The organism is Streptomyces sp. NPDC049915, from assembly GCF_040656475.1.
GTDB lineage: Bacteria > Actinomycetota > Actinomycetes > Streptomycetales > Streptomycetaceae > Streptomyces.
This window is the reverse complement of the sequence record NZ_JBFAMH010000004.1, coordinates 177,388-198,802: the sequence shown is the minus strand read 5'-3', so window position 1 is coordinate 198,802 and position 21,415 is coordinate 177,388. Positions and strand designations below refer to the sequence as shown.

The window sequence follows — 21,415 nt, the reverse complement described above, 5'->3', positions numbered from 1 at the left end:
TCTTATGCTCATATGAGCGCTCATGTCCGGGAGTCGCGGGCCGCGCCCCGCACACCGGTTAAGGTGGCGGGCATGACCCAGTCGCACCCCAGGATCAACAAGGCTGTCATCCCGGCGGCAGGCCTCGGCACCCGGTTTCTGCCGGCCACCAAGGCCACGCCCAAGGAGATGCTGCCGGTGGTCGACAAGCCGGCGATCCAGTATGTGGTCGAGGAGGCCGTCACCGCGGGCCTCGATGACGTCCTGATGATCACGGGCCGTAACAAGCGCCCGCTCGAGGACCACTTCGACCGCAACTACGAGCTCGAGTCCGCCCTCGCGGCGAAGGGCGACACGGAGCGGCTCGGGAGGGTGCAGGAGTCCCAGGACCTCGCGACGATGCACTACGTGCGTCAGGGCGACCCCAAGGGCCTCGGTCACGCCGTGCTGTGCGCGGCCCCGCACGTCGGCCAGGAGCCGTTCGCGGTGCTCCTCGGCGACGACCTGATCGACCCGCGCGACCCGCTGCTGCAGCGGATGATCGACGTCCAGGAGCAGCGCGGCGGCAGTGTGATCGCCCTCATGGAGGTCGAGCCCGAGCAGGTCCACCTCTACGGCTGTGCCGCCGTCGAGGCCACCGAGGACGGCGACGTCGTCAAGGTGACCGGCCTGGTCGAGAAGCCCGACCCGGCCGACGCCCCGTCGAACTACGCGATCATCGGCCGTTACGTGCTCGACCCGGGCATCTTCGACATACTCCGCAAGACCGAGCCGGGCCGCGGCGGCGAGATCCAGCTCACCGACGCCCTGCAGCAGCTCGCCGAGGACGAGAAGGCCGCCGGCCCCGTGCACGGCGTCGTTTTCAAGGGCCGTCGCTACGACACCGGCGACCGCGGCGACTTCCTGCGGGCCATTGTCAGACTCGCGTGCGAACGTGAGGACCTGGGCCCGGACTTCAGGGCCTGGCTCCGCCGTTACGTCACTGAGGAGATGTAGCCACCTTGAGCAGCGCCGCCTCCCGCACCCCGGGCCCCGACCACCTGTGGTCGGTGGACGAGCACCTGGAGGACGTCCTCACCACCGTGCGCCCCCTGGAGCCGATCGAGCTGCAGCTGCTCGACGCCCTGGGCTGCGTCCTGGTCGAGGACGTCCCGGTGCCTGTGTCCCTGCCGCCGTTCGACAACAGCTCGATGGACGGCTACGCGGTGCGGGTCGCGGACGTGGCCGGCGCGAACGAGGAGTTCCCGGCGGTCCTGGACGTCGTCGGGGACGTCGCCGCGGGCCAGGCCGACCTGCTCCACGTGGGTCCGGGCCAGGCCGCCCGCATCATGACCGGTGCCCCGCTGCCGCCCGGCGCCGAGGCCGTCGTACCCGTGGAGTGGACCGACGGCGGGCTCGGTGAGGGCCCCGTGACCGGCATGCGCGCCCGCGCGCTCGCCCCGGAGGGCGCCGAGGGGCACGTACGCGTGTACCGGCCCGCCGAGGCACGCGCGCACGTGCGCTCGGCCGGCAGCGACGTCCGGGCCGGCGACCGGGCCCTCGAGGCGGGCACTGTGCTCGGCCCGCCGCAGATCGCCCTGCTCGCCGCGATCGGCCGCGGCACGGTTCGCGTGCGCCCGCGCCCGCGCGTGGTCGTGATGTCCACCGGCAGCGAACTGATCCAGCCCGGCGAGCAGCTGGCGCCCGGTCAGATCTACGACTCCAACAGCTTCGCCCTCACCGCCGCCGCCCGCGAGGCCGGCGCCATCGCCTACCGGGTGGGCGCCGTCGCCGACGACGCCGAGACACTGCGCTCCACCATCGAGGACCAGCTGGTGCGCGCCGACCTCATGGTGACCACCGGCGGGGTGAGCGTCGGGGCGTACGACGTCGTCAAGGAGGCGCTGTCGCACGTCGCGGACGAGGACGAGGCGGGCGGCGGCGTGGAGTTCCGCACGCTCGCCATGCAGCCCGGCAAGCCGCAGGGCTTCGGCTCCATCGGCCCCGACCACACGCCGCTGCTCGCGCTGCCGGGCAACCCCGTGTCGTCGTACGTCTCCTTCGAGCTGTTCGTGCGGCCCGCCATCCGCACCCTGATGGGGCTTCAGGACGTGCACCGGCCGAAGGCCACGGCGACGTTGTCCGCGCAGAAGCCGCTGACGTCCCCGAAGGGCCGCAGGCAGTTCCTGCGGGGCGTCCACACCGACGGCACGGTCACCCCGGTGGGCGGTGCCGGCTCGCACCTGATCGCGGCCCTCGCGCACGCCAACGCCCTGATCGTGGTGCCCGAGGACGTGGAGTCCGTCGCGCCCGGCAGCGAGGTCGAGGTCGTCCTGCTCGGCTGAGTGCTCCCGGCCCGAGGTACCGTGTCGCGCACAACACAGGCCCGCGCGCCGCACCGCGCCGGGCCCGGACCGGGAGCGCCACCACCATGACTGTGCCCAACCGGGGGGAGACCCCCGGACAGCCCGTGCAGGACCGCCTGACGCACATCGACGACGCGGGTGCCGCCCGCATGGTCGACGTGTCCGGCAAGGACGTCACCGCGCGCACCGCCCGCGCCAGCGGCCGCGTCCTCGTCTCGCCCCGCGTGGTCGAGCTGCTGCGCGGCGAGGGCGTCCCCAAGGGCGACGCCCTGGCCACCGCGCGGATCGCCGGGATCATGGGAGCCAAGCGGACCCCCGATCTGATCCCGCTGTGCCACCCGCTCGCGGTGTCCGGTGTGAAACTGGACCTGTCGATCGCGGACGACGCCGTGGAGATCTGGGCCACGGTGAAGACGACGGATCGTACGGGCGTCGAGATGGAGGCCCTCACCGCGGTCTCCGTCGCCGCGCTCACCGTGATCGACATGGTCAAGGCGGTCGACAAGGGAGCGGTCATCACGGACGTGCGGGTGGAGCAGAAGACGGGCGGCAAGTCGGGCGACTGGAGCCGGGCATGAGCTATCGGGCGCTGGTCGTCACGGCCTCCAACCGGGCCGCCGCGGGTGTCTACGAGGACCGGGGCGGGCCGCTGATCGCGGACGGCCTGAAGCGCTTCGGCTTCGACGTCGACGGCCCGCGCGTGGTGCCCGACGGCGACCCGGTGCGCGACGCGCTGCGGGCGGCCGTCGAGGACGGTTACGACGTCGTCGTGACCACCGGCGGCACCGGGCTCTCGCCCACCGACCGCACGCCGGAGGCCACGCGCGCGGTGATCGACCACGAGGTGCCGGGCATCGCGGAGGCGATCCGCGCGTTCGGCCGGGACAAGGTGCCGACCGCGGCGCTGTCGCGCGGACTGGCCGGCGTGGCCGGGCGGACCCTGATCGTCAACCTGCCGGGGTCGACGGGCGGGGTGAGGGACGGTCTCGCCGTTCTGCAGCCGCTGCTGGTGCACGCCGTCGACCAGGTCCGCGGCGGCGACCACCCCAGACCCGACGCCGGAAGCGGGGGTGCGAGCTGAACGGCTCATCCTGGCCCGTGGTGCTGGCCGAGGGCGATGTCGTCCTGCGGCCCATCAGAATGCGCGATCAGAGCGCCTGGCGCGAGGTCAACCGGCGCAACCGGGACTGGCTGCGGCCGTGGGAGGCGACCATCCCGCCGCCCACGCCGACCGGGCCGATCGCGCACCGGCCGACCTACCGCCAGATGGTGCGGCACCTGCGCCGCGAGGCACGCGCCGGCCGGATGCTGCCGTTCGTCCTCGAGTACCAGGGCAGGCTGGTCGGGCAGTTGACGGTCGCCGGGATCACCTGGGGCTCGATGTGCTCGGGTCACGTCGGCTACTGGGTGGACGAGGCGGTGGCCGGCCGTGGCGTGATGCCGACGGCCGTGGCGCTCGCGGTCGACCACTGTTTCCGGAACGTGGGCCTGCACCGCATCGAGGTGTGCATTCGCCCCGAGAACGTGCCCAGCCGCCGGGTGGTGGAGAAACTCGGATTCCGCGAGGAGGGGCTGCGGCCCCGCTATCTGCACATCGACGGAGCCTGGCGCGACCATCTCGTCTTCGCGCTGACGGCCGAGGAAGTGCCGGAGGGCCTGCTCGCCCGCTGGCGGCGCAGCCGGACGCAGAACGGCTCGTCGCACCGCCCGTAGAACATCCCGCGAAATCACGGCTGGGCCGGGGAAATCCCGGCCGGTCGACGCGCGACCTGGGAAATTGAATATGTGTTCGAAATTGATCGGCCTGTGACCGTCTCAGGGCGGGGAATTCCGGGTCGAAGTGGCCCGCTGATCGCATCGGTCACAAAAAAAGTTCGAAATATCAGCCAGATCGTGCGACACACCGGCTCAATTGGCGGATGGCCTCAGGCAAACCCCTCTACCGTGTGAGACGTGAGCAGCAGCGGCCTCATCTACGCAGTCATCGTCGGGGCCTGGGCCGCCTACTTGGTGCCGATGTGGCTCCGTAGGCAGGACGAGCTGAACGAAGCCCGTCCGACGGAACGCTTCAGCACCGCCATCCGGTTGCTGTCCGGACGGGCGGGCATGGAGCGCCGATACGCCAAGGACCTGCGGGCGCGCTCCGCCGACGAGGAGGAGCCCGACCTCGCCGCCCCGGACGCCGTCACCGACACGGTGGACGTCCGGGCCTTCGCCGTGCCTCCGACCCGCCGGCACAGCCGGGCGGCGGACGAGGCGCAGGCGTACGAGTACGACGAACCGGAGTACGAGCCGGAGTACGAGTCGGAGAGTGACCCGGCGCACGAGCCCGCGCTCGCACCGGCGCACGGCCGGGTGCCGGAAGCCCGGCGCGAGCTCTCCGCTCAGGCGGCCGCCGCACGCGCCCAGCGCACGAAGGTCCTCGCCCGTCGCCGGCGCACCACGGTGATGCTCTTCCTCGCCTTCACCCTCGGCGCGATCGTCGCCGCGGTCGGCGGGCTCGCGTTCCTGTGGGCGCCCGGCGTGCCCGCCCTGCTGCTCAGCGCGTACATCGTCTATCTGCGCCGGCAGGAGCGCCGCCGCTTCGCCTACCAGATGGACCGCCGCCGGGCCGAGGTCGCAGCGCAGCGACTGCGCGAACGCCAGCCGCGCCGGCGTACGCACGTCGGCACCGGCGCGCCCGCCGACGCCGAGGAGCCCGCCGAAGGCCACGGCACCGCCACCGACCCCGGACTGTCGGCGCTCGCCGCGGACCGGCGCGCGCTGGTGGAGCAGACCGACCATGCCGAGTGGGTCGACCAGCAGCGCGAGCGGCAGCGGCGGCCCGGCCACGGCGACAGCTGGGACCCGGTGCCGGTGCCCCTGCCGACGTACGTCACCGCGCCGGTCGCCCCCCGCGCCACGGCCGACGTCGACCTCGGCGCCCCGGACGCGTGGAGCTCGGCCCGCTCCAGCGCGGTCGCTCCGGAACTGCGGGACGAGCAACCGGCCGCGCAGGACGCTCCCACCGGCGCGGAGGACCGGCCCGGAGACGACGGCCGCAGCGACGCGCGCCGTGCGGCCTCCGCACGCCGGGCCCGCGAGCGCGGGCGCACGCCCCTCTTCGACCAGTACGAGGACGGGGAGCGGCCGCGCGCGGCCAACGAGTGACCACGACGCCCGCCGGCCAGGGAGCGGATTTCCGAGCACGCCGCGGGGGATGCTAAAGTTTCACTCGTTGCAAGGGCCTGTGGCGCAGTCCGGTAGCGCACCTCGTTCGCATCGAGGGGGCCAGGGGTTCAAATCCCCTCAGGTCCACGCAATGAGGGCCCCGATGATCTTCGGATCGTCGGGGCCCTCGATCATTCTCCCGGCCCGGTGGTCCCCGCTCTCGTTCTCAGCGGCGCAGTGCCGCTGCCGTCGTGACCTCGACGACACCACCGCCAGCAGTGCGCACCCGGCCGTCGCCGCGCCCAGGGCCGGCCAGGGCAGCACGAGCGGCGCCGGCGCCGACAACAGCCCCAGGGCGGCACCCGTCCCGGCCCAGGTGACGAAGGTCACCAGCAGCCCGAGCAGGGCGCCCGCCGCCACCACCGTCAGCGACTCCAGAGCCGTCAGCCGCAGTATCTGCCCGCGCATGGCGCCCGCCAGCCGCAGCGCCGTGAACTCAGCGGCCCGGCCGGACGTCGACATGGTCAGGGTGTTGGCGAGCGAGAGGCCCGTGTAGAGCAGGGCGATGCCGAGGACCAGGAAGAGACCGAGCCGGGTCGTCCCCGTCGCCACCGGCCGGGACGCGCGCAGCCACTGCGCGCGCGTGAGGACCCGTACGCCGTTCCCGGGGCGGACCGTCTGCGCAGGGCCGTCGCGACCGCGGCCGCATCGGCGCCTGCGCGCACGCGCACGTCGAGTCGTTCCACCGGCGCGCCGGGGGCGTTGGCCGGCGTGAGCCACGCGCCGTTGTCGCCGGTGCCGGTGCCGGTGGCCAGGACGGCCGCGATCCGCAGCGTCCTGCGTGTGCCGTAGCCGAGTCGACTCGGGCGACGGCACCGGGGTCGGCTATCTGCTCAAGGACCGGGTGGGTCAGGTCGAGCAGTTCGTGAACGCCCTCGCCGAGGTCGCCGCCGGCGGCACGGTGGTCGATCCGGAGGTCGTACGGCAACTGCTGCGCCGTCACCGGGATCCCCTCGCGCGGCTCACCCCGCGCGAGCGGGAGGTGCTGGAGCTGGTCGCGGAGGGCAGGTCCAACGGCGCGACAGCCCGGCAGCTGGTGGTGTCCGAGGCGGCGGTCGGCAAGCACATCGGCTCCATCCTCACCAAGCTGGACCTGCCGCCCGCCGAGGACGTGCACCGCCGGGTGCTGGCGGTGTTGGCGTTCCTGCGGGAGTGAGCGAGAACACAGGGCCCCGGCGCGGCCGGCCGGCCGCTACAGCGCCTTCGCGAAGCAGCGGCTCTCCTCGTGGAAGCGGTAGTAGCCGAACTTCTCGCAGGGCTCGTAGCCGCAGGAGGTGTACAGGGCGATGGCCTCGGGCTGCTTGGTGCCGGTCTCCAGGACCATGCGGGAGCGGCCCGCCGCCCGGGCGTCCTCCTCAAGGGCGGCCAGCATCCGCCGGGCCAGCCCGCGACCGCGCATGTCGGCGACCACGTACATCCGCTTCAGCTCCGCGTCGCCGTCCCGGTTGCCCTCGTGGTTGGCGTCCTGCCGACGCCAGCCGCCGGTGGCGACGGGCCGCTCGTCGGCGTCGTACACGATGAAGTACACGCCGTTCGGCGGCTCGAAGTCGGCCGGGTCCAGCAGGGTGGCGTCGCCGCCGTCGCCGTAGCGCTCGTGGTACTCGGCCTGGACCTCGTCGTTGAGCTTGACGGCGTCGGGGTGGTCGAAGGGGACGCTACGGATAAACATGCCAGTCATCGTACTTCTATGCAGTCGGGGGGGCCTCGGGTTTTGCGGACCTCGACCAGTGTGCCGGTATCGTGCCGGGGTGCTGACAGTGACCACCGTGAACGTGAATGGGCTGCGGGCCGCCGCCAAGAAGGGCTTCGTCGAGTGGCTGGCCCGGACGGAGGCGGACGTCGTGTGCCTCCAGGAGGTGCGCGCCGAGCCGCATCAGCTGCCCGAGGAGGTCCGCGAGCCCGAGGGCTGGCACGTCGTGCACGCGCCGGCCGCCGCCAAGGGCCGGGCCGGCGTCTCCCTGTACACCCGCCGGGAGCCCGACCGGGTCCGCGTCGGGTTCGGGTCGTCGGAGTTCGACGGCAGCGGCCGGTACCTCGAGGCCGATCTGCCCGGGGTCACGGTCGCCTCTCTCTATCTGCCCTCCGGCGAGGTCGGCACCGAGCGGCAGGACGAGAAGACCCGCTTCATGGGCGAGTTCCTGGCGTATCTCAAGGAGCTGCGCGAGCGGGCCGCCGCCGACGGCCGTGAGGTGCTGGTCTGCGGCGACTGGAACATCGCCCACCAGCAGGCCGACCTGAAGAACTGGCGCGCCAACCAGAAGAACTCCGGCTTCCTGCCGGAGGAACGCGAGTGGCTGAGTCGCGTCCTCACCCCGGCCGAGGGCGGCTATGTGGACGTGGTTCGCGCCCTGCACCCGGACGTGGAGGGCCCTTACAGCTGGTGGTCGTACCGGGGGCGGGCCTTCGACAACGACAGCGGCTGGCGCATCGACTACCACGTCGCGACGCCGGGGCTTTCGGAGCGGGCGGTCAAGGGGTTCGTCGAGCGCGCCGCCACGCACGTCGAGCGCTGGTCGGACCACGCGCCGGTGACGGTCGTGTACGACCGCTGAGCCGTGGCTAATCCCGCTTGCTGATCCGCCGGTCCAGTGCCAACGACAGTTCCGCCTCCACCACGCTGCGGGCCAGGGGGCGCAGGCGGTGCAGGCCGGCCTCGCCGGTGTGGCGCTGGATCAGGTCGGTGAAGAGTTCGGCGAGGGCGTCGGCGTGGTCGCGGACGCGGGCGCCGGCCGCCAGGACCTCGGCGAGCGGGATGCCCTCACGGACCAGGGCGGAGGAGACGTCCAGCAGGCGCCGGCTGATGTGGACGATCTCGTCGCCGTCGGTGCCGAGGTAGCCGAGGTCCATGGCGGCGGCCAGGTTCTCGGGGGTGACCTCGCCCTCGAAGCGGGCGGCGAGCTCCTCGGGGGTGAGGCGGACCGGTTCCTCCTCGGTGGGGGTGCCGACGCCGATCAGGTCGGCGACGTTGCGGCCCTGGTCGAGGGCCTCGGCGAGTTCCGCGATGCCGTTCAGGGTGTGGCCGCGTTCCAGCAGGGCGGCGATGGTGCGCAGGCGGGCCAGGTGATGCTCGTCGTACCAGGCGATACGGCCCTCGCGGCGGGGCGGCGGGAGCAGCTTGCGCTCGCGGTAGAAGCGCAGGGTGCGCACCGTGATGCCGGCCAGCCGTGCCAGCTCCTCCATGCGGTATTCACGCTTCTCTGCCACGGGAGGAGCCTATGGTCTACCGCCGGTAACTTTCCTCGCCCACCCCCTACCCATCAGTACGCGGCTCCTCTACTCTCCCCATTGCGCCAGTGTTCACTGGCAGAGTCTGGCAGGGACCGGCAGGGTCCAACAGCGATGCGCGGAGGCTTCGGGATGGCCCACGAACACGAGCATGTACGGGTGGCGGTGATCGGGTCCGGATTCGGCGGGCTCGGCGCGGCCGTGCGGCTGCGCCGCGAGGGGATCACGGACTTCGTCGTCCTGGAGCGGGCGAGCAGCGTCGGCGGCACCTGGCGCGACAACAGCTACCCGGGGTGCGCCTGCGACGTCCCCTCCCACCTGTACTCCTTCTCCTTCGCCCCCAACCCCGACTGGCCGCGCACCTTCTCCGGGCAGGAGCACATCCGCGCCTACCTGGAGCACGTGACGGACACCTTCCGGCTGCGCCCGCACCTCCGCTTCGACTCCGAGGTGAAGCGGATGACCTGGGACGGCGAGCAGTTGCGGTGGCACATCGAGACCGCCTCCGGGGATCTCACCGCCGACGTCGTCGTCTCCGCCACCGGACCGCTGTCCGACCCGAAGATCCCGGACATCCCGGGTCTGGACACCTTCCCCGGCAAGGTCTTCCACTCCGCCCGCTGGGACCACGACTACGACCTCACCGGCAAGCGCGTCGCGATGATCGGCACCGGCGCCTCCGCCATCCAGATCGTGCCGTCCATCCAGCCGAAGGTCGGCCGGCTCACCCTCTTCCAGCGCACCCCGGCCTGGGTGATGCCCCGCGTCGACCGGGCCATCACCGGCGCCGAGCGGTGGCTGCACCAGCAGCTGCCGTTCACCACCAGGGCCCGCCGCGGGCTGCTGTGGGGCATCCGGGAGCTGCAGGTGCAGGCGTTCACCAAGCACCCGGACGAGCTCGGCTTCGTCGAGCAGCTCGCCAAGCGCAACATGGCCCGCGCCATCAAGGACCCGGCCCTGCGCGCCAAGCTCACCCCGGACTACCGCATCGGCTGCAAGCGGATCCTGCTCTCCAGCACCTACTATCCGGCGCTCGCGCAGCCCAACGTCGACGTCGTCGCCAGCGGGCTCAGTGAGGTCCGCGGGTCCACCGTCGTCGCCGCGGACGGCACCGGGACCGAGGTCGACGCGATCATCTTCGGCACCGGCTTCCACGTCACGGACATGCCGATCGCCGAGCGGGTGGTCGGCGCCGACGGGCGCACCCTCGCCGAGCACTGGAGCGGCGGCATGGAGGCCCTGCGCGGCGCCGCGGCCGCCGGGTTCCCGAACTGGATGACGATCATCGGGCCCAACACCGGCCTCGGGAACTCCTCGATGATCCTCATGATCGAGTCCCAGCTGAACTACCTGGCGGACTATCTGCGCCAGTTGACCGTCCTCGGGGGCCGCGCCGCCCTCGACGCCCGCCCGAGCGCCGTGCACACCTGGAACCGGCGGGTGCAGGAGCGGATGAAGCGCACGGTGTGGAACACGGGCGGCTGCACCAGCTGGTACCTGGACGCGAGCGGCCGCAACACGACCATCTGGCCGGGTACGACCAGCGAGTTCCGGCGGGCGACGCGACGGGTGGACCTCGCCGAGTACGCCGTCCTGCGGCCACCGGCGGCAACGGCCGCGCAGGACGAGAGCGCCGAGGCTTCCCCGCAGACCGGGGCCCCCGAGGCCACTGAGACGACCGACACCGCGGAGGTGACCGCGTGAGCCGCCCCGCCCACGTCACCTCCGGCCCGTACGCCCCGCCGGACCCCGCCCGCACCCTCACCGTCACCTCCGCCGACGGCGCCCGCCTCCACGTCGAGGTGCACGGACCCGACGGTCCCCCCGCCGTCGTCCTCGCCCACGGCTGGACCTGCTCGACGGCGTTCTGGGCGGCGCAGATCCGGGCGCTGTCCGCCGACCACCGCGTCATCGCCTACGACCAGCGCGGCCACGGCCGCAGCCCCGCGAGCGAGGCGTGCAGCACCGACGCCCTCGCCGACGACCTCGAAGCCGTACTCGAAGCGGCCCTCGCGCCCGGCGAACGGGCGGTGATCGCCGGGCACTCGATGGGTGGCATGACGGTGATGGCGGCGGCCGGCCGCAAGACGTTCCGTGAGCACACGGCGGCCGTTCTGTTGTGCAGCACCGGCAGCTCCCGGCTGGTCGCCCGGTCCACCGTCGTACCGATCCGGGCCGGGCGCCTGCGGACCTGGCTGACCGGGCACATCCTCGGCTCCCGGGCCCCGCTCGGCCCGGTCACGCCGCTCGCGCTGCGGATCCTCAAGTACGGGACGATGGGCCCCGGTTCGGCCCCGCACATGGTGCGGGCGTGCGCGCACATCGTGCACGGCTGCCCGCGCAAGGCCCGCCACGCCTGGTCGCGGGTGCTGGACCTGCTCGACCTCGACCACGGCGTCGGGGAGTTGACGGTGCCCACCGAGGTCGTCGTGGGCACCGCCGACCGGCTCACCCCGCCGGTGCACGCCCGGGCCCTGGCCGCCGCCCTGCCCGACTGCGCCGGGCTCACCGAACTGCCCGGCATCGGCCACATGACCCCGATCGAGGCGCCCGAACTGGTCACCACCAGGATCCGGGAACTGGCCGCCGCCCACGTCACCGCACCCGCGAAGCTGGAGGAGAGCGCATGAGCAAGGTGAGCCTGGAGGGGCAGGTCGCGGTCGTCACCGGCGCCGCGCGCGGGGTCGGGGAGCTGCTCGCCCGCAAGCTGTCCGTGCGCGGCGCGAAGGTCGCCCTGGTCGGTCTGGAGCCGCAGGCCCTGAAGGAGGTCTCCGAGCGGCTGCACAGCGAGAGCGCCTACTGGCACGCCGACGTCACCGACCACGAGGCGATGGCGCGGGTCGCGCAGGAGGTCAAGGAGCGGTTCGGCAAGGTCGACATCGTGGTCGCCAACGCCGGTGTGGCGACGGGCGGTCCGTTCGTCGACTCCGACCCGGACGCCTGGCGGCGGGTGATCGAGGTCAACCTGATCGGCTCGGCGGTCACCGCCCGCGCCTTCCTGCCGGTGCTGATGGAGAGCCGCGGCTATCTGCTCCAGGTCGCCTCGCTCGCCGCCATCACGCCCGCGCCGATGATGACGGCGTACTGCGCGTCCAAGTCGGGTGTGGAGGCGTACGCGCACAGCCTGCGCGCCGAAGTCGGCTACCGGGGTGTGCGGGTGGGCGTGGCCTACCTGTCGTGGACCGACACCGACATGGTGCGCGGCGCCGACAGCGACGAGGTGATGCGCGAGCTGCGGCAACGGCTGCCGTGGCCGTCCAACAAGACCTACCCGCTGGGCCCGGCCGTGGACCGGATCGTCGCCGGGATCGAGCGCCGCTCGAGCCATGTGTACGGGCAGTGGTGGCTGCGCGGCATGCAGGGCGTGCGCGGGTATCTGCCGGCTGTCATCGGCACGGTGGGGCAGCGGGAGATGCGGCGCTTCGGGGACCGGCTCCAGGGCATGCGTTCCGGCCTCGTCGGCGCAGGTGGGGCGGCCGATGAACAGGAGCGCGCCACGCTCCGTGACTGATCGACATGCGCAGGGTCACCGCCCGTGTGAATCTGGTCGAGGCCCCTCCGGGGGCGACTGAATCACCCACCACAGGAGTGAACCCACATGGGCATGAAGGACAAGTTCCAGGACCAGGCCGACAAGCTGCAGGAGCAGGCCCGCCAGCGGGGCGAGCAGGCTCGCGAGAAGATGGGCGACCGCGGTTCGCAGCAGCAGCCCGGCAAGCCGCAGCGTGAGCGCGGCCGCCAGGGCATGGAGGACGCGGAGCAGGAGCTGGACGAGCGCTTCGACCGCGACGAGGACATGATCTGACCTCGGCCTGACCGGTACGGCGTGGGGTGCCCGGGATTCCTCGGGCACCCCACGTTCGTGTCCGCCCGCTCGGTGGTCACTGCCGCGGCGGCAGCTTGGGCCGGGACCGGTCGGGGACGTTGCGGTAGTCCGGCGGGGACGCCGGCGGGTGCGTGCGCAGCAGGTCGAGCGCCAGCCGGACGGCGTCGTCGAGCTGGGCGTAGCGGCCCTCGGCCCAGTCCAGCGGGGTGCGCAGGGCCTCGACGTCGGGGATGACCCCGTGGTTCTCGATGGACCAGCCGTACGCGTCGAACCAGGCCGCGTTCATCGGTACGGTGATCACCGAGCCGTCGCCCAGGCGGTGCCGGCCGGTCATGCCGACCACGCCGCCCCAGGTGCGCTGGCCGACCACCGGCCCCAGCTTCAGCAGCTTGAACGCGGCCGTGATCATGTCGCCGTCCGAGGAGGTCGCCTCGTCGGCGAGCGCGACGATGGGCCCGCGCGGGGCGTTGGAGGCGTACGACACGGGCTGGGCGTTGCGGGTGAGGTCCCAGCCGAGGATCGTGCGGGTCAGCTTCTCCACGACCAGTTCGCTGATGTGGCCGCCGGCGTTGCCGCGCACGTCGACGATGAGCGCCGGCCGGGACATCTCCATGCGCAGGTCGCGGTTGAACTGGGCCCAGCCGGAGCCGCCCATGTCGGGGATGTGCAGATAGCCGCACTGGCCGCCGCTCAGCTCGCGCACGACCTCGCGGCGCTTGGCCACCCAGTCCTGGTAGCGCAGGGGCCGTTCGTCGATCAGCGGGACGACGGCCACCCGCCGGGAGTGCGCCTCCGCGCCCTCTTCGCCCTCGGCGACGCTGAACGTCAGCTCCACGGTCGTCCCGCCCGCCCCCGCGAGCAGCGGATACGGCCCCGCCACCGGGTCCACCGGGCGGCCGTCGACGTGGGTGAGGGCGGCGCCTTCGCGGATGCCGGTGCCGGCGAGCGGGGAGCGGGCCTTGGAGTCGGAGGAGTCGCCGGGCAGGATGCGCTTGATCCGCCAGGTCCCGTCGCGGCACACGATGTTGGCGCCGAGCAGGCCCTGCCAGCGCTGGTAGTGCGGCGGGCCCTCGTTGCGGCGGGCGGCGGTGACGTAGGCGTGCGAGGTGCCGAGTTCGCCGAGCACCTCGCGCAGCAGGTCGGCGAACTCGTCGGGGGAGGCGACCCGTTCGACCAGCGGGCGGTACTGCGCGAGCACCGCGTCCCAGTCGATGCCGCTCATTCCGGGGTCCCAGAAGTAGGCGCGGATGAGCCGGCCGGCCTCCTCGAAGGACTGGCGCCACTCGGCGGGCGGGTCGACCTCGTGCAGGATGCGCCGCAGGTCGATCCACACCGTCGAATCGCTGTCGCCGGGCTCGGTGGAGGGCACCGCGCGCAGCTCGCCCTCGTCGACGACGACGAGCCGGGTGCCGTCACCGCTGACCGCGAAGTGGTCCAGGTGGCCGACGAGTTCGGTCTTCTTCGCCTTGGCGAGGTTGAAGTACTCCAGGGTGGGGCGGCCGGTGGTGTCGTCGGGGTTGACGAAGGTCTCGCCCAGCGCGCCGGAGATCGGCCAGCGCAGCCACACCAGACCGCCGCCGGCGACCGGGTACAGCGCCGAGTACTTGGAGGCGATCACCGGGAAGGGCACGACCCGGTTCGCCAGCCCCTCCACCTCGACGGTCACCTGCCCGTCGCCCTCGTCGTCCACCGGGTCCAGGCCCCCGGCGGCCGGCCGGCCCTCGGGGCTCAGCGCGAAGGGGGAGGGGGTGGCCGACGACAGCGGCACCAGGTAGGGGCGGCAGCCGAGCGGGAAGGACAGGTCGCCGGTGTGCACGTCGTAGACCGGGTCGAAGCCGCGCCAGGACAGGAAGGCGAGGTAGCGGCCGTCGCGGGTGAAGACCGGGTTCTCGTCCTCGAAGCGGCCGTTGGTGACGTCGACGATGTAGGTGTCCTTGATGCGGGCGAGTTTGATCTGCCGCAAGGACCGGCCGATTCCCGGATGGGACCACGTCAGCCACGCCCCGTCCGGGGAGAACGCCAGGTCCCGCACGGGCCCGTTGACGGACCGGATCAGCTCGGTGACCTCGCCGTCGGCCTCGTCGCCCGCGTCCAGGAGCAGCAGCCGTCCGTCGTGCGAGGCGATCGCGAGCCGCTCGCCGTCGGGGTCGGCGACCATCTCCAGCACCCGGCCCAGCGCGCCCGAGGCCAGCCGGCGCGGGGCGCGCTCGCCGGTCGTGCGCGGCAGGTAGGCGATCTCGATCGCGTCCTCGCCCTCGGCGTCGGTGACGTAGGCGACCTGTCCGCCGGAGCCGAGCATCTCCGGCAGCCGGATGCGCTCGCCGGGGGTGTCGGCGATGGTGCGGGCGGGGCCGTCGCGGTGGGTGAGCCAGTACAGGCTGCCGCGCACCACGACGGCGCTCGCGCGGCCCGTCTCGTCCACGCTCAGCCCGTCCACGTGCTGTGCGGCCGGCACCTGGTAGGGCCGCCGCCCGGTGCGCGGGCCGCCGAGGCGGACGTTGAGGCGGCGCGGCTCGGAGTCGGCCGAGAGGTCGTCGACGATCCACAGTTCGCCCGCGCACTGGTAGACGACCCGGCTGCCGTCGCTCGCGGCGTGGCGGGCGTAGAAGGCGTCGTGGTCGGTGTGGCGGCGCAGGTCGGAGCCGTTCTGGGCGCAGGAGTAGAGGTTGCCGACGCCTTCGTGGTCGGAGAGGAAGGCGATCCGGTCGCCGACGAACATCGGCGAGGCCAGGTGGCCGCCGATGTCGGCGAGCAGCCGGCGCCCGTGCAGCCACAGCCGGCCCATCGCGCCGCCCCGGTACCGCTTCCAGGACGCCGGTTCGTGCGGCGGGGTGCCGGTCAGCAGCAGCGACTTGCGCTCCCCGGCCAGGTCGGCGACCTGGACGTCGGTGACCGGGCCCCAGGGCAGTTTGCGGCCCGGGTCGCCCTCGGTCGTCACCTTGTAGGCCCAGGTGAAGTAGGAGAACGGCTCGCCGTGCGAGGCGACCGCGAGGATGTCGCCGTCGGGGGTCCAGCCGGTCACCCGGGTGTCGGAGCTGCCCCAGTAGGTGAGCTGGCGGCTGGTGCCGCCGTCCACCGGCTCCAGGTGGATCTCCGGGTCGAGGGTGCGCCAGCTGGTGTAGGCGACGAGGCGGCCGTCGGGCGAGAAGCGGGGGTGGGCGGCCTTGGTGCGGTCGGCGGTCAGCCGCCAGGCGCGCTCCCGTCCGTCGAGCGGGGCCAGCCACAGGTCGTCCTCGGCCACGAAGCACAGCAGTTCGCCATGGAGGTGGGGCATGCGCAGATAGCTCACCTCCCCATGCTTTTCCGCAGGAGGGGCCCGGGCAACTTGTGACGCCGCCCTCTTCGGGACCTTTATTCGGTCCTCACGATCGTGACCCACAACACGAACGAAACCGTTTCGTTTCGCTTGCACGGTGCAGTACGTTGGACGTGTACGAAACCGTGTCGTTCAAGCAGGAGCAGAAGGGTGGTGACCGGGATGACCGAGGCCACGACGGCACGTCGCAGCCGTATCACCCCCGAGCGCGAGGCCGAGTTGTACGAGGCCGTGCTCGACCTGCTCCGCGAGGTCGGCTACGACGCCCTCACCATGGACGCCGTCGCCGCCCGCACCCGCTCCAGCAAGGCCACGCTCTACCGCCAGTGGGGCGGGAAGGCCGAACTGGTCGTGAAGGCCATCCGGCACACCAAGCACGGCCGGATCGACGAGATCGACACCGGCTCGCTCCGGGGCGACCTGCACGCCCTGGTGCGGCTCGAGGACGACTGCACCATCCAGCAGAACTCCGCGCTCATGCGGGGCGTCGCCATGGCGATGCACCACAACGCGGACCTGCGGAAGGCGTTCCGGGCCCAGCTCGTCGAACCCGAGATGTCCGGCTTCCACCAGGTGATCCAGCGGGCGATCGACCGCGGCGAGGTCCGTGCGGACTGTCCCGCGCTCGACTTCCTGCTGCACATGATGGTCGGTGGCTTCGCCACCCGGGCGCTGCTCGACGACCAGCCGCCCACGCAGGCCTTCCTCACCTCGTACATCGACGCCGTGGTCCTCCCCGCCCTCGGCGTCCCCATCCCCTGACAGTCCCCTCCCAGCAAGCCCATTCCTGACGCCTCCGCTCACGTCGTCGGGCTGATCATCCCTGCCCTGAAACCACGACTTGACCGGGAGTACGCCCTCGTGGCCACGTTCCTCTACAAACTGGGCCGCCTCGCCTTCAGGCGACGGCACTTCGTCGCCCTGATCTGGGTGGCGCTGCTGACGCTCGCCGGCGTCGGCGCCGCCTCCGCGCCCGCGGCCGGCAGCACGTCCTTCTCGATACCCGGCACGGAGGCCCAGAAGGCCTTCGACCTGCTGGAACAGCGCTTCCCCGGGATGAGCGCCGACGGCGCCACCGCCCGGGTCGTCTTCAAGGCGCCCGCCGGGCACAAGATGACCGACGCCGCCACCAAGGCGACTGTCGAGAAGACCGTGCAGGAGCTGTCCACCGGCTCCGAGGTCGCCTCCGTCGCCGACCCGTACCAGGGACACGCCGTCAGCAAGGACGGCACGATCGCGTACGCCTCGGTGAAGTACAAGGTCTCCGGCATGGAGCTCCAGGACTCCTCCAGGGACGCCCTGAAGAGCGCCGCGCAGCACGCGCGGGACGCCGGGCTGACCGTGGAGATCGGCGGTGACGCGCTGTCCGCGGCGCCGGAGACCGGGGCCACCGAGGTCATCGGCATCGGCATCGCCGCCGTCGTCCTCGTCATCACCTTCGGCTCGCTGCTCGCGGCCGGGCTGCCGCTGCTCACCGCGCTGATCGGCGTCGGCATCGGCGTCTCCTCGATCAGCGCGCTGGCCAGTACCCTCGACTTCGGCTCCACCACCTCCACGCTCGCGTCGATGATCGGCCTCGCGGTCGGCATCGACTACGCCCTGTTCATCGTCTCCCGCTACCGCGCGGAACTCGCCGAGGGCCGCACCCGCGAGGACGCCGCCGGCCGGGCCGTCGGCACCGCGGGCTCCGCGGTCGTCTTCGCCGGCCTCACCGTCGTCATCGCCCTGGTCGGCCTGTCGGTCGTCAACATCCCGATGCTGACCAAGATGGGCATCGCCGCCGCGGGCACGGTCGCCATCGCCGTCCTCATCGCCCTGACGATGATCCCGGCGCTGCTCGGCTACGCCGGCCGCAGGATCAAGCCGGCCGGTCGGAAGAGCAAGCTGCTCGGCGGGGGCCGCGCCAAGGCCGCCGCCAAGGCCGCCTCCGGCAAGCCGAACATGGGCACCCGCTGGGCGAGCTTCGTCGTACGCCGCCCGGTCGCCGTCCTGCTCCTCGGCGTCGTCGGCCTCGGCGCGGCGGCCGTCCCGGCGGCCTCCCTGGAACTGGGCCTGCCCGACGACGGCTCCCAGCCGGTCTCCACGACCCAGCGGCGGGCGTACGACCTGCTGTCCGAAGGGTTCGGCCCCGGCTTCAACGGGCCGCTGACGGCCGTCGTCGACGGCAAGGACGCGGGCGTGCCGGGCACGGCCTTCGACAAGGTCGCCGCCGAGATCAAGGGCATGAAGGACGTCGCGGCGGTCGTCCAGAGCAAGCCGAACAAGGCCGGCGACACGGCCACGATCACGGTGATCCCGGCGTCCAAGCCCTCGTCCACGCAGACCGAGGACCTGGTCCACGCCATTCGCGACAAGGGCGCGGACATCACGTCCGACACCGGTGCCAAGGTGCTCGTCACCGGCTCCACGGCCATGAACATCGACGTCTCGCAGAAGCTGAACGACGCCCTCGTGCCGTATCTCGTACTGGTCGTGGGCCTGGCGTTCCTGCTGCTGATCGTGGTGTTCCGCTCGATCCTGGTCCCGCTGAAGGCGGCCCTCGGCTTCCTGCTGAGCGTGCTCGCGGCCCTCGGCGCCGTCGTCGCGGTCTTCCAGTGGGGCTGGCTGTCCGGCCTGATGGGCGTCGAGCAGACCGGCCCGGTCATGTCGATGATGCCGATCTTCATGGTCGGCGTGGTCTTCGGCCTGGCGATGGACTACGAGGTGTTCCTCGTGACCCGGATGCGTGAGGCGTACGTCCACGGGGAGAAGCCGAGCCAGGCCGTCGTGACCGGCTTCAAGTACGGCGCGCGGGTCGTCACCGCGGCCGCCGTCATCATGATCGCCGTGTTCTCCGGGTTCATCGGCTCCAGCGAGGCGATGGTCAAGATGATCGGCTTCGGCCTGGCCATCGCCGTCTTCTTCGACGCCTTCATCGTCCGCATGGCGCTCGTCCCGGCCGTCCTGGCGCTGCTGGGCAAGCGTGCCTGGTGGCTGCCGAAGTGGCTGGACCGCGCCCTGCCCAACGTCGACGTCGAGGGCGAGGGCCTGCGCACGGCGGGCGACGCCGGGCACGGGGACAAGGAGCTGGTGCGCGCCTGACGCGCCGCGCCTGATCAGAGCCGCCGGTGAGGGTTCCGTGGGGACGGGGCGCCCTCACCGGCTTGTCTTCGTTCTGTCCCGCACTGTCCCGGCTGTCCCGGTCGTTGTACGGGTACGGCTGCGTGACGGAGGTGTGCGATGAACGAGGGCAAGGACGAAGCGAGTTGGGACGTCGAGCCGGGGGACGACATCGAGCCCGTCGTCCAGGCGGTGGGCCGGCTGCTCAAGGTCTGCCGGGAATCGGCGGGGATGAGCGCGGCGGAACTGGCCGAGACCATGGGCTACGGCGAGGACATGATCCGCAAGATCGAACGGGGGACGCGGATTCCCCGGCCGGAGTTCCTGGACCGTGCGGACACGCTCTTGAAGGCGCAGGGGCATCTACGGGCGTTCATGGAGGACATGAGGAAGGCGCGGTATCCGAAGAAGGTGCGGGAGCTCGCCGACATGGAGGCGCGGGCGGTGGAGATGCTGCTGTACAGCAGCCACAACATTCATGGCCTGCTCCAGACGCCGGAGTACACGCGAGCGCTGTTCGAGATGAGGCAGCCTGTGCTCGGCGAAGACGTCATCGAGCGTGAAACCGCCGCACGCGTGGCTCGAAAGGCGGTCTTCGAGCGGGAACCCGCCCCAACGCTCAGCTTTGTCCAAGAGCAGGTGACGCTCGAACGGCCCTACGGCGGTCGGGCAGTGCTGCGTCGGCAGCTTGAACACTTGCTGGAATTGGCGCAGTTGCGGAACGTCACGCTTCAGGTCATGCCGACCGACGTAGAAGAGCATGCCGGGTCCTCGGGTCGGATCCAGGTACTGAAGTTCGCTGACGGCACGTCGATCGGACGGTGCGTAGGTGCGTTCAACGGCCGTCCGGTCTCGAGCCCCAGGGATCTCCGAATCCTTGAACTGCGCTATGGCATGATCCGGGCGCAGGCTCTCACGCCGAGGGAGTCGCAGATCTTCATCGAGCGAGCGCTGGGGAGACTATGAGCACTGCTGAGCTCCAATGGTTCAAAAGCAGCTATAGCGACAGCAGCGAACCCGGCGACTGCGTCGAGGTCGCCGGTACGCCCGTCTCGGTCCACGTCCGCGACTCCAAGACGCCGGAAACGGCGCGGGTGTCCGTCGCTCCCCGCACCTGGGCTGCCTTCCTGGGCGCGTTGAAGGGAGCGTAGGGGCCCTGCACCGTACTCGCGGCCTCACCGACCGCGCGCTGCGCACCCCGTGACCCCGGTCGTCACCGCGGCCGTGCTGCTCGCCGCCGTCACGCACGCCGGGTGGAACGCCATCGCGCACCGGATCACCGACAAGCTGGTCGGGTTCACGCTCATCGCGGGTGGCGGAATGCTGATCGGGCTGGCGCTGATGCCGTTCACGGCGTTCCCGGCGGCCGCCGCCTGGCCGTGTCTGCTGGGCTCCGCGGTCATCCACATCGCGTACTACGCGCTGCTGATGCGCTCTTTCCGGCTCGGGGACTTCGGGCTGGCCTACCCGATCGCCCGCGGGTCGGCGCCGCTGGTGGTGACCGTGCTCGCCGCCGTCTTCGCGCACGAGGTGCCGGACGGCTGGGCCGCCGCCGGGGTCGCCGTGTCCTGCGCGGGACTGTCCGGGGTCGCCCTGTGGGGGATGCGCGGGCGCCGGCCGAACTGGGCGGCGATCGGCGCGGCGCTCGCCACCGGGCTCACCATCGCCGGATACACGGTCGTCGACGGGCTCGGGGTGCGGGCCTCCGGATCCTCCCTCGGGTACATCGCCTGGCTGATGGCCGTCCAGGGCGTGGTGATCCCGGCGTATGCCGTGCTGCGCTGGCGCGGGCGGACGGCGGCCGTGCTGCGGCCGTACGCCGTGCTCGGCCTGCTCGGTGCCGCGCTGTCCGTCTTCGCCTACGGCCTGGTGCTGTGGGCGCAGACCAAGGCGGATCTCGCGCCGGTCGCGGCCTTGCGCGAGTCGTCGATCATCGTGGGCGCGGCGATCGGCGCGCTGTTCTTCAAGGAGCGCTTCGGTGCGCCCAGGATCGCCGCGGCGGGTCTGCTGGTGGTCGGGATCGGGCTGATGCTGCACGCCGGGTAGGGCCGCGCCCGGCTGGATGCGTCCGGGCGTCGTGAGGAGGACCCTGGAAGCAGATGTCCCGGAGGTGATCACCATGACCATGCACACCACTGTGGGATGGCACGTGGAGCTGGAGTTCCTCGAGGACGACCAGCACACGCGCGCGGTGGCGCTGGTGCGGCTGCCCGACGGCTCGGAAGTGCGGGCCCACGGCAGCGCCACCCGCCACCGCACGGACTCCCATCAGCCGCGCGTCGGGGAGGAGATCGCCGGTGCGCGGGCGCTGAACGAGTTGGCCATGCGGCTCCTGACGAAGGCGCACGACGAGATCGACGACGCGTCCGGCCGCACGTCACATCCGATCCACGTGTGAGTCCCCGCGCCGGGGAA

General features: G+C 72.1%; 21 protein-coding genes, 1 tRNA gene and 1 pseudogene. 19 read left to right on the top strand and 4 right to left on the bottom strand.

Annotated elements, in window-relative coordinates:
* The first annotated feature begins 72 nt into the window (after positions 1 to 72).
* The 7 genes from galU to AB0J12_RS08190 all read left to right on the top strand — a co-directional run bounded on the left by galU (position 73) and on the right by AB0J12_RS08190 (position 5,621).
* Positions 73 to 975: a UTP--glucose-1-phosphate uridylyltransferase GalU gene (gene galU, locus AB0J12_RS08220; RefSeq protein WP_363263407.1), complete on the top strand. Its 903-nt coding sequence runs from the start codon at positions 73 to 75 to the stop codon at positions 973 to 975.
* A 5-nt stretch (positions 976 to 980) separates the two neighbouring features.
* Positions 981 to 2,303 carry a gephyrin-like molybdotransferase Glp gene (glp, locus tag AB0J12_RS08215; RefSeq protein ID WP_363263406.1) on the top strand — a complete coding sequence of 441 codons (1,323 nt, stop codon included), beginning with the start codon at positions 981 to 983 and terminating at the stop codon, positions 2,301 to 2,303.
* Between the two features lie 86 nt (positions 2,304 to 2,389).
* Positions 2,390 to 2,902, top strand: coding sequence for a cyclic pyranopterin monophosphate synthase MoaC (gene moaC, locus AB0J12_RS08210; protein WP_363263405.1), 513 nt, complete (start codon positions 2,390 to 2,392; stop codon positions 2,900 to 2,902).
* Positions 2,899 to 3,405, top strand: a complete 507-nt coding sequence (locus tag AB0J12_RS08205) for a MogA/MoaB family molybdenum cofactor biosynthesis protein (RefSeq protein ID WP_363263404.1) — start codon at positions 2,899 to 2,901, stop codon at positions 3,403 to 3,405. The genes moaC and AB0J12_RS08205 overlap by 4 nt, the downstream gene beginning before the upstream one ends.
* 17 nt (positions 3,406 to 3,422) lie before the next feature.
* Positions 3,423 to 4,037, top strand: coding sequence for a GNAT family protein (locus AB0J12_RS08200; protein WP_363263403.1), 615 nt, complete (start codon positions 3,423 to 3,425; stop codon positions 4,035 to 4,037).
* A 240-nt stretch (positions 4,038 to 4,277) separates the two neighbouring features.
* Positions 4,278 to 5,474 (top strand): gephyrin-like molybdotransferase receptor GlpR, encoded by a 1,197-nt coding sequence (gene glpR / locus AB0J12_RS08195; RefSeq protein WP_363263402.1) that lies wholly within the window; start codon positions 4,278 to 4,280, stop codon positions 5,472 to 5,474.
* Positions 5,475 to 5,547: 73 nt separating this feature from the next.
* Positions 5,548 to 5,621 (top strand) — tRNA-Ala (locus tag AB0J12_RS08190).
* On the opposite strand, the gene AB0J12_RS08185 is transcribed toward AB0J12_RS08190, so the two are convergent.
* A complete protein-coding gene (locus AB0J12_RS08185) occupies positions 5,613 to 6,086 on the bottom strand; it encodes an FtsX-like permease family protein (RefSeq protein WP_363263401.1) in 474 nt (157 codons plus the stop codon). The two genes, AB0J12_RS08190 and AB0J12_RS08185, sit on opposite strands and share 9 nt — an antisense overlap.
* Positions 6,087 to 6,330: 244 nt before the next feature.
* On the opposite strand from AB0J12_RS08185, the pseudogene AB0J12_RS08180 reads away from it, so the two are divergent.
* A pseudogene (locus tag AB0J12_RS08180) lies at positions 6,331 to 6,690 on the top strand (LuxR C-terminal-related transcriptional regulator); the annotation flags it as partial.
* 36 nt (positions 6,691 to 6,726) lie between these two features.
* Here AB0J12_RS08180 and AB0J12_RS08175 read toward each other — a convergent pair.
* Positions 6,727 to 7,203, bottom strand: a complete 477-nt coding sequence (locus AB0J12_RS08175; protein WP_363263400.1) for a GNAT family N-acetyltransferase — start codon at positions 7,201 to 7,203, stop codon at positions 6,727 to 6,729.
* Between the two features lie 79 nt (positions 7,204 to 7,282).
* Here AB0J12_RS08175 and xth point away from each other — a divergent pair, with 79 nt between their 5' ends.
* Positions 7,283 to 8,086 (top strand): exodeoxyribonuclease III, encoded by an 804-nt coding sequence (xth, locus tag AB0J12_RS08170; protein ID WP_363263399.1) that lies wholly within the window; start codon positions 7,283 to 7,285, stop codon positions 8,084 to 8,086.
* 7 nt (positions 8,087 to 8,093) lie between these two features.
* On the opposite strand, the gene AB0J12_RS08165 is transcribed toward xth, so the two are convergent.
* Positions 8,094 to 8,738 carry a MerR family transcriptional regulator gene (locus tag AB0J12_RS08165; RefSeq protein WP_363263398.1) on the bottom strand — a complete coding sequence of 215 codons (645 nt, stop codon included), beginning with the start codon at positions 8,736 to 8,738 and terminating at the stop codon, positions 8,094 to 8,096.
* Positions 8,739 to 8,891: 153 nt separating this feature from the next.
* On the opposite strand from AB0J12_RS08165, the gene AB0J12_RS08160 reads away from it, so the two are divergent.
* The 4 genes from AB0J12_RS08160 (at position 8,892) to AB0J12_RS08145 (ending at position 12,564) form a co-directional block, all read left to right on the top strand.
* Positions 8,892 to 10,463, top strand: a complete 1,572-nt coding sequence (locus tag AB0J12_RS08160) for an NAD(P)/FAD-dependent oxidoreductase (protein WP_363263397.1) — start codon at positions 8,892 to 8,894, stop codon at positions 10,461 to 10,463.
* Positions 10,460 to 11,389, top strand: a complete 930-nt coding sequence (locus AB0J12_RS08155) for an alpha/beta hydrolase (protein WP_363263396.1) — start codon at positions 10,460 to 10,462, stop codon at positions 11,387 to 11,389. Before AB0J12_RS08160 ends, AB0J12_RS08155 begins: the two co-directional genes overlap by 4 nt.
* Positions 11,386 to 12,270, top strand: coding sequence for an SDR family oxidoreductase (locus AB0J12_RS08150; RefSeq protein ID WP_363263395.1), 885 nt, complete (start codon positions 11,386 to 11,388; stop codon positions 12,268 to 12,270). Before AB0J12_RS08155 ends, AB0J12_RS08150 begins: the two co-directional genes overlap by 4 nt.
* Before the next feature lie 87 nt (positions 12,271 to 12,357).
* A complete protein-coding gene (locus AB0J12_RS08145; protein ID WP_363263394.1) occupies positions 12,358 to 12,564 on the top strand; it encodes a hypothetical protein in 207 nt (68 codons plus the stop codon).
* Positions 12,565 to 12,640: 76 nt separating this feature from the next.
* Here the strand turns inward: AB0J12_RS08145 and AB0J12_RS08140 are convergent, their stop codons facing one another.
* On the bottom strand, positions 12,641 to 15,874 hold the full coding sequence (locus AB0J12_RS08140; protein WP_363263393.1) for a S41 family peptidase: 3,234 nt from the start codon (positions 15,872 to 15,874) through the stop codon (positions 12,641 to 12,643).
* 189 nt (positions 15,875 to 16,063) lie between these two features.
* Between AB0J12_RS08140 and AB0J12_RS08135 the strand changes: the two genes are divergently transcribed.
* The 6 genes from AB0J12_RS08135 to AB0J12_RS08110 all read left to right on the top strand — a co-directional run bounded on the left by AB0J12_RS08135 (position 16,064) and on the right by AB0J12_RS08110 (position 21,398).
* Positions 16,064 to 16,663 (top strand): TetR/AcrR family transcriptional regulator, encoded by a 600-nt coding sequence (locus AB0J12_RS08135; protein WP_363263392.1) that lies wholly within the window; start codon positions 16,064 to 16,066, stop codon positions 16,661 to 16,663.
* A gap of 99 nt (positions 16,664 to 16,762) precedes the next feature.
* Positions 16,763 to 18,982, top strand: a complete 2,220-nt coding sequence (locus tag AB0J12_RS08130; RefSeq protein ID WP_363263391.1) for an MMPL family transporter — start codon at positions 16,763 to 16,765, stop codon at positions 18,980 to 18,982.
* 138 nt (positions 18,983 to 19,120) lie between these two features.
* Positions 19,121 to 19,966 (top strand): helix-turn-helix transcriptional regulator, encoded by an 846-nt coding sequence (locus tag AB0J12_RS08125; protein WP_363263390.1) that lies wholly within the window; start codon positions 19,121 to 19,123, stop codon positions 19,964 to 19,966.
* Positions 19,963 to 20,151, top strand: coding sequence for a DUF397 domain-containing protein (locus tag AB0J12_RS08120; protein WP_363263389.1), 189 nt, complete (start codon positions 19,963 to 19,965; stop codon positions 20,149 to 20,151). The genes AB0J12_RS08125 and AB0J12_RS08120 overlap by 4 nt, the downstream gene beginning before the upstream one ends.
* 49 nt (positions 20,152 to 20,200) lie before the next feature.
* A complete protein-coding gene (locus AB0J12_RS08115) occupies positions 20,201 to 21,046 on the top strand; it encodes an EamA family transporter (RefSeq protein ID WP_363263388.1) in 846 nt (281 codons plus the stop codon).
* A gap of 73 nt (positions 21,047 to 21,119) precedes the next feature.
* The gene (locus AB0J12_RS08110; RefSeq protein WP_363263387.1) at positions 21,120 to 21,398 is read left to right on the top strand and encodes a DUF1876 domain-containing protein; all 279 of its coding nucleotides are present in this window, start codon (positions 21,120 to 21,122) and stop codon (positions 21,396 to 21,398) included.
* Positions 21,399 to 21,415: the final 17 nt, after the last annotated feature.